The organism is Streptomyces thermovulgaris, assembly GCF_002155915.1.
GTDB lineage: Bacteria > Actinomycetota > Actinomycetes > Streptomycetales > Streptomycetaceae > Streptomyces > Streptomyces thermovulgaris.
The window spans coordinates 1-8,724 of sequence record NZ_MUME01000050.1 but is presented as its reverse complement, the minus strand read 5'-3'; the positions used below and the strand labels follow the sequence as shown (position 1 = coordinate 8,724).

The 8,724-nt window shown below is 71.1% G+C and carries 5 protein-coding genes; 2 read left to right on the top strand and 3 right to left on the bottom strand.

Features of this window, described 5'->3' with window-relative positions:
* Positions 1 to 3,243 (top strand): pullulanase-type alpha-1,6-glucosidase (gene pulA, locus CCN35_RS05725; protein ID WP_143631396.1); only part of this gene is annotated, 3,243 nt, incomplete at its 5' end.
* A gap of 71 nt (positions 3,244 to 3,314) precedes the next feature.
* Here pulA and CCN35_RS05720 read toward each other — a convergent pair.
* Positions 3,315 to 4,007, bottom strand: a complete 693-nt coding sequence (locus CCN35_RS05720) for a TetR/AcrR family transcriptional regulator (protein WP_086791724.1) — start codon at positions 4,005 to 4,007, stop codon at positions 3,315 to 3,317.
* Between the two features lie 55 nt (positions 4,008 to 4,062).
* The gene (locus CCN35_RS05715) at positions 4,063 to 5,976 is read right to left on the bottom strand and encodes a hypothetical protein (protein WP_086791722.1); all 1,914 of its coding nucleotides are present in this window, start codon (positions 5,974 to 5,976) and stop codon (positions 4,063 to 4,065) included.
* A 241-nt stretch (positions 5,977 to 6,217) separates the two neighbouring features.
* Here CCN35_RS05715 and CCN35_RS05710 point away from each other — a divergent pair, with 241 nt between their 5' ends.
* Positions 6,218 to 6,694 (top strand): hypothetical protein, encoded by a 477-nt coding sequence (locus CCN35_RS05710; protein WP_067391953.1) that lies wholly within the window; start codon positions 6,218 to 6,220, stop codon positions 6,692 to 6,694.
* Between the two features lie 163 nt (positions 6,695 to 6,857).
* On the opposite strand, the gene CCN35_RS05705 is transcribed toward CCN35_RS05710, so the two are convergent.
* Positions 6,858 to 8,396 carry a DUF1996 domain-containing protein gene (locus tag CCN35_RS05705; RefSeq protein ID WP_067391950.1) on the bottom strand — a complete coding sequence of 513 codons (1,539 nt, stop codon included), beginning with the start codon at positions 8,394 to 8,396 and terminating at the stop codon, positions 6,858 to 6,860.
* Positions 8,397 to 8,724 lie beyond the last annotated feature (328 nt).

The window sequence follows — 8,724 nt, the reverse complement described above, 5'->3', positions numbered from 1 at the left end:
CCGCCGCCGCCCGAGACCCCCACCGCCTCCCTGCGCGACCACGCGGTCGTGCACTACAAGCGCACCGACGGCGACTACGCGAACTGGCGCCTGCACGTCCGGGGCGACGTGGCCGACGGCGAGGCCGGGGACGACGGCCACCCCTTCATCGGCCGGGACGCCTACGGCGCCTTCGCCCACGTCAGGCTGAAGCCGGGCGCCTCGGTCCTCACCTTCCGGGTGACCGACACGAACGGCACCGAGGACGGCGCCGAGCGGTCCGTCGACCTCACGAAGACCGGCGAGGTCTGGATCGAGCAGGGCGACGAGACCGTGCGGACCGCACGGCCCGCGGAGGAGTACCCGGAACCGGACAGGACCAAGGCGGTCCTCCACTACCACCGCGCGGACGGGGACTACGACGGCTGGGGCCTGCACGTCTGGACGGGCGCCGCACAGCCCACCGACTGGTCCAGGCCCCTTCGGCCGGTCAGGACCGACTCCTACGGCGCGGTCTTCGAGGTGCCGCTCGCCGACGGTGCCACCAGCCTCAGCTACATCGTCCACAAGGGCGACGAGAAGGACCTCCCCGCCGATCAGTCCCTGGACCTGAAGACCTACGGATACGAGGTGTGGCTGCTGAGCGGCCAGGAGAAGTACCTGCTGCCGCAGCCCGCGGGCGGGGGAAGCGCCCTGGACCTGTCCGCCTCCAAGGCGATCTGGATCGACCGGGACACGGTGGTCCTCAACGGCGCGGACAACGCCGCCTCCACCCAGCTGCTCTACTCCCGCAACGGCTCCATCGCCGTCCGGAACGGGACGCTGACCAGTGACGACGAACGCTGGCTGCGGCTGGCCAGGACGACCCTGACCGACGCGCAGAAGGCCAGGTTCCCGCATCTGAAGGACTACACGGCCTACTCCGTCGACCCGCGCGACCGCTCCCGCGTCCGCGAGGCGCTGCGCGGCCAGGTCGTCGCCTCCCAGCGGGCCGCGAACGGGGCGGTGCTCCTGGCGACGGGCGTCCAGCTCGCCGGCGTGCTCGACGACGTGTACGGCAGGGCGGCGAAGAACGCCCGGCTCGGCCCGGTCTTCCACGGCGGACGGCCCACCCTGAGCGTCTGGGCGCCGACCGCGCAGAGCGTGGCCCTGGAGCTGGACGGCAGGACGGTCGCCATGCGCCGCGACGACACCACCGGCGTCTGGTCGGTCACCGGCCCGGCGTCGTGGAGGAACAAGCCCTACCGGTACGTCGTGAAGGTGTGGGCGCCCACCGCCGGCGAGATCGTCACCAACAAGGTCACCGACCCGTACTCGGTCGCCCTCACCGCGGACTCCCGGCACAGCCTCGTCGTCGACCTGAGCGACGGGGCCCTGGCCCCGAGCGGCTGGTCGTCCCTGGCCAAGCCCAAGGCCGTACCGCTCAGGGACGCCCAGATCCAGGAGCTGCACATCCGCGACTTCTCCGTCGAGGACCGCACGGTCCCGGCGAAGCACCGGGGCACCTACCTGGCCTTCACCGACAAGGACAGCGACGGGTCCCGGCACCTGCGGGAGCTGGCCCGGGCGGGCACGACCCATGTCCACCTGCTGCCGGCCTTCGACATCGCCACCATCCCCGAGCGGAAGGCCGACCAGGCCGCCCCCGGCTGCGACCTGGCCTCCTACCCGGCCGACTCCGACCGGCAGCAGGCGTGCGTGGCCGAGACAGCCGCGAAGGACGCCTACAACTGGGGCTACGACCCGTACCACTACACCGTCCCCGAGGGCTCGTACGCCACCGACCCGGACGGCACGGCCCGCACGGTGCAGTTCCGCCGGATGGTGCAGGCGCTGAACCGGGACGGCCTGCGGGTCGTCATGGACGTGGTCTACAACCACACGGCGGCCGCCGGCCAGGAGAAGACCTCCGTGCTGGACCGGATCGTGCCGGGCTACTACCAGCGTCTTCTCGCCGACGGCTCGGTGGCCACCAGCACCTGCTGCGCCAACACCGCGCCCGAGAACATCATGATGGGCAAGCTGGTCGTCGACTCGATCGTCACCTGGGCCAAGGAGTACAAGGTCGACGGCTTCCGCTTCGACCTCATGGGCCACCACCCCAAGGCCAACATCCTCGAGGTCAGGAAGGCCCTCGACGCGCTCACGCCGAAGAAGGACGGCGTGGACGGCAAGAACATCATTCTGTACGGGGAGGGCTGGAACTTCGGCGAGGTCGCCGACGACGCCCGGTTCGTGCAGGCCACCCAGAAGAACATGGCCGGCACCGGGATCGCGACCTTCTCCGACCGGGCGCGTGACGCGGTGCGCGGCGGCGGCCCCTTCGACGAGGACCCCGGTGTCCAGGGCTTCGCCTCGGGCCTCTACCACGAGCCCAACTCCTCGGCCGCCAACGGCACCAGGGCCGAGCAGAAGGCCCGCCTGCTGCACTACCAGGACCTGATCAAGGTCGGTCTGAGCGGCAACCTGGCCGCGTACCGGTTCACGGACAGCAGCGGCAGGCAGGTCACGGGCGCGGAGGTCGACTACAACGGTGCGCCCGCCGGATACGCGAAGGCTCCCGGCGACGCCCTCGCCTACGCCGACGCGCACGACAACGAGTCCCTGTTCGACGCGCTGGCCTTCAAGCTGCCGAAGGACACCTCGGCGGCCGGCCGGGCCCGGATGCAGGTCCTGGCCATGGCGACGGCCACGCTCTCCCAGGGCCCGGCGCTCTCCCAGGCCGGCACCGACCTGCTGCGCTCGAAGTCCCTGGACCGCAACTCCTACGACAGCGGCGACTGGTTCAACGCCATCCACTGGAACTGCGCCGACGGCAACGGCTTCGGACGGGGGCTGCCCATGGCGGCCGACAACGAGTCCAAGTGGCCGTACGCCAAGCCGCTGCTGACCTCCGTGAGGGTGGACTGCCCGCAGATCCGGGCAGCCTCGGCGGCCTACCGGGACCTGCTGAGGATCCGTGCGACGGAGAAGGTGTTCTCCCTCGCCACGGCGGCGCAGGTGCAGAAGCAGCTCTCCTTCCCGCTGTCCGGGAGGAACGAGACCCCCGGCGTGATCACCATGAGGCTCGGTGATCTGGTCGTGGTGTTCAACGCGACGCCCGAGCGGCAGCAGCAGCGGGTCGCCGCGCTCGCCGGGACGCACTACCGGCTGCACCCGGTGCAGGCGGCGGGCGCGGACCCGGTGGTGAAGACCTCCTCCTACCGGGCGGCGACGGGCACGTTCACCGTTCCGGCCCGTACGGTCGCGGTCTTCACGCGGTAGGCCGGCCGCACCGGCGCGGCCGGGGCGCTCCCCGGCCGCGCACCGCCGGACGCCCGAGGTCCGGAAACGTTTCAGGAGGCAAGACCGGCGAGCCGGGTGACCAGGGTCCCGAAGGGACCGCCGTCGCCCGGCTCGTCCTTGAAGACACGGCGCATCAGGGCGCCCAGTTCCTCGTCGTGGGCGGCGCTGACGGCCACGAGGGCGCCGAAGTCGTGCACGAGCTGCACCTCCAGCTCGGCCCGCGGAACACGCCGGCCGTCCAGCCAGAGCAGCGCCGTCGACTCGACCAGCGAGATCCACGACCGGATGACCAGTTCCAGGCGCGCGGGCGGGTCCTCGATCCGCAGATGCGCGAGGATCTGGTCGTACGCGGCCTGCCGCACGGAGTCGATGAGCGCATTGGTGGTGGTGGAGCCCACCGCCGGGCCACCGCGCATCAGGGCCGAGAAACCGGGCCCGTGTTCGTCCACGAAGTCGAAGAAGCGGCGCATCACCCGCAGCAGCCGGGCCCCCAGCGGACCTTCGTGCGGTTCCACGAAACGGCTCGCCAGATCGTCCGAGGCACGCTTCAGCGCCGCTTCGTACAAGCTGAGTTTGCCGGGGAAGTAGTGGTAGACCAGCGGGCGGGAGATGCCTGCCGCGGACGCTATCTCGTCGATGGAGACCTCGTCAGGCGAACGGCGGCTGAACAGTTCGAGAGCGACGCCGATCAGTTGCTGCCGCCGCTCCTCGACTCCCATCCTGCGACGAACCCCGGTAGTCATACGAACACCTTACCGATCGAATCCGGCCTCAAAAGAACCCGATCGATCAGGGCGTTCATCTCTGACGCAGCACGCCGATGGACGTGCCGTCGTCCAGCTTCCCGGCGAGGTCCACCTCGGCGCCCCGCCGGGTCCGCACGGCGAGCAGATGACCCTCGGCGGTCGCACGGACGTCGCCGGTCGCGCTGATCGATGCGGTGTCCTCGGTGCCGGCCGCGAGCAGGTACCAAAGACCGGCCTCCGACTTCCACAGCACCCCGGCCAGCACATGCGGATCGTGGGCGCCGCAGGCGGACACGTCCTCCGCCCTGGCCACGGCCGTGCCGTGCCGTCCCTGGGGGACGCGGAACTGGGCCATGACCCGGGGACCGGTGCCGCGCCAGGTCTCGGCACGGGTGCACACCCACTCGGCCGTGCCGCTGCCGTCGGGCAGCGGCTGCCGCGCGTACGGCCAGAGGTTGACCGACCGCACGCCCTGGGTGCGCACGGCGCTCAGGGAGCAGACGAACGGCGCCCAGGTGCTGCGCGCCGAGGCGTCCGACGTCTCCCGCGGGGCGGCGGGGTCGCCGCTGGTGAGACGGGCGGGGACCAGTTCGCCCAGGTCGCCCAGCAGATGCGTGCCGGACCCGTCGGTCAGTTGCAGCGCGTTCCACGAGGTGCAGGGCCCGGTCCTCTGGACCGGGCTGGCCAGGGGCCGGGTGACGCCGTCCTTCGGGCCGAGACCGACGGCCTCGGAGCCGGGGTCGAGCAGGTTCCGCCGGGCCGCCGCGGTCACCCAGGGCGCCGTCAGATAGCGGACGTTGCCGTCGGAGCGGCTGAGCACCACCGCGGCGGCCTCCGCCCCGGTGGCGCCGTCGACACGGGCGAAGTCCAGGGCGACCTCGGCGGAGTCCTTCGATTCGGCGTAGCGGGCGATGCGCAGACCGTCGTGGAAGATCACCACGCGCGCCTGGTCGACCTCCCCGGCGTAGAGCAGCTGCGGTGGTCCGGCGGGGCCGCCGGTGGGGGTGCCGGGCGTCGCGGAGACCCGGACGGACGCGCCGGGACGGGCCCAGACGGCGAGGGCACGGCGCAGCAGGGACATGTCGCCGGTGAGGTTGCCGCGCGCGGGCCACACGGAGAAACCCGGACGCGAGGAGGCCCGCCAGGCGGTGGGGGAGACCTTCGTCAGCTCGGCCGGGTCGAGCGCGGCCTCGGCGGAGGGGTTCTGGGCGTACACCGGGGCGGCGGCGCCGTCGGGGCCCCAGCCGCCGCGGGGCAGGGCGACCAGGGCGCCGCACACGGCGAGGGCCGCGACGCCGGCGAGCGCGGCCCTGCTGTGCTGTCTGCGCCGCATCAGATCGGTGGGGCGGGCCTGCAGCGAGCAGGGGTCGAACTCGGGGGACTCCAGCAGCGCGTAGTGGCCGGGCACCCGGTCGGCCTGGCGCAGTGCGGCACCGGGGTCGGCCACCCCCGCGGCCGTCAGCAGGTCGTGCACGGCGGGGTCCGGGAGCCGTTCCAGACCGCGCAGCACATAGGCGGCGCGGGCCGGGCCGGACAGGGAGGCCAGCCGCTGGTCCAGGGCGAGTTCGTCGGCGCCGCCCGAGCGCGGGAACAGCCGCAGACCCCACACCATGGGCAGTATCGGCGGCAGTTGGGCACGCTTGGGCCACACCGTGCGCCGCAGCGGCCGGCCCGCCTCCAGCGCCGTGCGCAGCACCTGGAGCCGGACGAAGGCGTACGCCGGGTCGGCCTCGCGCCCGCCCGCCAGGACCGGGGCCCCGGTCGCCGACCGTCCGCGCGGCAGCGCCCGCTGCACGAGCGCGTGCGCGCTCAGCACCCGCCGCTTGCGCCCGAGCCCGGGTGGCAGCACCAGGTACGCGAGCCGGACCAGCCGCGGATAGTGCTCGACGAGCGCGGCCTCGGCCCGCTCGACGTCGACGACCGGCCCGGAGGACGAGTGACGCGGGGCGACATCCTGTGACTGCACACCCAGCCAAACGAGCGACCCGTCCGTTGGTCACCGCGGCTTCGCGGACCCGGACCCCGCCCGCTTCCGCGCGCATCCGTCCCTGCGGACCGCCGGGTTGAATGATGCGGTTTGAATGATGTGGTTTGAATGATGCGGTCTTTTCGGCCGTATCGGTGAGTGGGCCTCGCACAGGGCCTTCACGGCATGCGTGCCGGGTGTGCTAGTGGGAACCGAGAGCCGGAAGCGACCGGAGGAACAGATGAGGGTGACCCGACCGATGCTCGCGGTGGCCGGGGCCGCGGCGGTGCTGGCGCTTGCGGGATGCGGGTCCGACAGCGGCGGGGAGGCGAAGGTGCCGCCGACGGCGACCGGCAGCCTGGAGAGCCTGGCCGCCGAGGCGAAGTGCAAGCCGGACATGCAGACCGACGCCGACACGATCCGCCAGGCCATCTGCAAGAAGGGCGAGGAGAAGTACATCCTCGCCACCTTCGCCACCGACCGGGGCCAGCGCGAGTGGATCGAGGCGGCCAAGGACTACGGCGGTTTCTACCTGGTCGGCCGCAAGTGGGTGGCCGTCGGCGAGGAGAAGGTGCTCCAGGACCTGCGCGGCCGGCTCGGCGGCGATCTGGAGCAGGGCGTCGACCACAGCGGCATGGGCCACGGCGGCGGTGCGCACGACGGTGGTGCGCACGACGGCGGTGCGCACGGCTCCGGGCACGCCGGGCACGGGGGCTGAACGAGCGCAACCGGACGCCCGGAGAGCCGGACGCCCGGAGGGCCGGGCACGAGCACGGCACGGCGAAGCACCGGCAAGGGAAGCACAAGCACGGAGGGCCGGTGGCGGGATTTCCGCCACCGGCCCTCCGTCGGTGTTCAGTCCTCGGGGGACGGCCGGGGGATCAGCTGCAGTTCTTGCCCCGGTTGATGCACTTGACCACCTTGTTCATCAGCCTCTCGTCCATGACGTTGATGAAGTCGTTGTGGTCGGTGATCGGCTTGTGCAGCTGCTCCGGGAAGCTGTCCACGGCGTACGGGTTCTTGATCTGACCGTTCTCGATGGTCGGCATGGGAACGTCGTACACCAGGCGGACCTGGAGCTGCGGGATGGCCTTGAAGCCCTCGGGGCAGCTGCCGTCCGGGTTGACGAACGCCACGTGGTCACGGTGGTTGGCGCTGTCGATGTTCTTGCCGTCCCAGCAGCTCTGGAAGTTGGCCGTGCGCACGAGCTTGCTGCCCTCGGGGCACAGCACGTACTTGTCCGTGGACTGCCGGTCCTCGAAGCCGGTGCAGCTGTACGAGGTGTTGGCGTTCTTCAGGCCGTTGGTGAAGGACTTGGCGTCGCCGGTGATGATGCGCAGCAGCTTCGGCATCGCGACGACCTTGCTCTTCTTGTTGCCGACGAACCGGATCTGGGCCTCCTCGGCCTGGATGATCCGGCCGACGTTGCCCTCGGCGCCACCGCCGTCGGCGTCGGCGTCGACCTCCCTGGTGCCGTCCTGCACGCGCAGCACCGGCCAGAAGTACGAGGACTTGTCGCCCTTGTTCTGGCAGCTGGTCTCGGCGGCGAGCAGGTCGTCGTCGCTGGAGAACGCGTTGTTGCTCTGGTTGCCGACGTAGTCGTGCATGTGGTGCGCGCCGTTCGCGACACCGGGGGCCACGATGATGTTGTCGCTGTTGCGCAGCTTGTTCTCGTTGACACCACACTTCGTGGTGAAGGAGCCGGTGGACCCGGTGTTGCCGTTGGCGGGCAGGCCGTTCGGCAGGTCGCGCGAGTTCGGCGGGACGTCCTTGATGTCGATGAAGTCGTCGGCGAACGGACCCGCGGCGCCGTTGCCGTTGTCGTTCGGGAGCTGGCCCTGGTCCTGGCCGTCTCCCTGGCCCTGGTCGCCGCCGTTCTGACCGCCGTTCTGGTCGCCGCCGTTCTGACCACCGCCGTTCTGGCCGTCGGTCGGCAGCGGCTGCTCGGCGGCACGGCCGGTGCAGGGGGCGAGGTTGTCCAGGTCACCGGGGGCCGTGCCGCCGGCCCGGTTGATCTCCAGCTTGATCCGGTCGAGGATCACCTTCCGCCGGTCCTTCAGCGGGCCCAGGATGACGTTCTGGACGTAGTTGGGGTCCTTGGCCTGGGCGTCCCGGGTGGTCGCCAGAGTCTGGTAGGCATCGGTGATCTGACGGTCGAGCGTGGCGAGTTCGCCGTCGACCTCACCGCGTGCCTGCTCCGGCACGTTGGTGAGCTTCTGACCGACGTCCGGGCACGAGATCGTCGCGATCTGCGCGTTGGCGGCCTTCGTCTGACTGCCCAGTGCGTTGTTCTTCGACTCGCCCGCGGACGCGTAGTAGTTCGCCCAGACCAGCCCGCCCCCACCGAGCGCTAGGGCCGCCACCCCGGCAATGGCCTTGGTGGCCAGCGGCATACGGCGTTTTCGTGTGTTGCGTCCCATGGAACTCCTCTGAACTTCCTTGTGGGGCAGCATCGAGGCGCCCGACAGGAGTGAAGCGGCTCCCCTTCATACGGACGTGGTCCCGGAGGTGTTCAGCCGACTCACGAATCAATCAGAGATTTTTGGGCTCGACACGTTTCAACTGCCGCTTTTACACGGTCAGTTGCTTCCTTCTCACCTGCTGTGGCCGAAGTGCCGGCTCGGCGACGGCCCGTCCCGCGAGCTCCGCACCGCCCAGCAGCGGAAGCCGCACGCCGGTGACCGTGTCCCGGGCGGTCGTGGGACGGGACCGAGGACCGAGCCCGCCAGAAGCAGAGAAGAAGCAGAG

Coding starts and splice junctions, on each gene's coding strand:
- CCN35_RS05720 (WP_086791724.1), bottom strand. CDS start 4,007: ATGACTACCGGGGTTCGTCGCAGGATGGGAGTCGAGGAGCGGCGGCAG.
- CCN35_RS05710 (WP_067391953.1), top strand. CDS start 6,218: ATGAGGGTGACCCGACCGATGCTCGCGGTGGCCGGGGCCGCGGCGGTG.
- CCN35_RS05705 (WP_067391950.1), bottom strand. CDS start 8,396: ATGGGACGCAACACACGAAAACGCCGTATGCCGCTGGCCACCAAGGCC.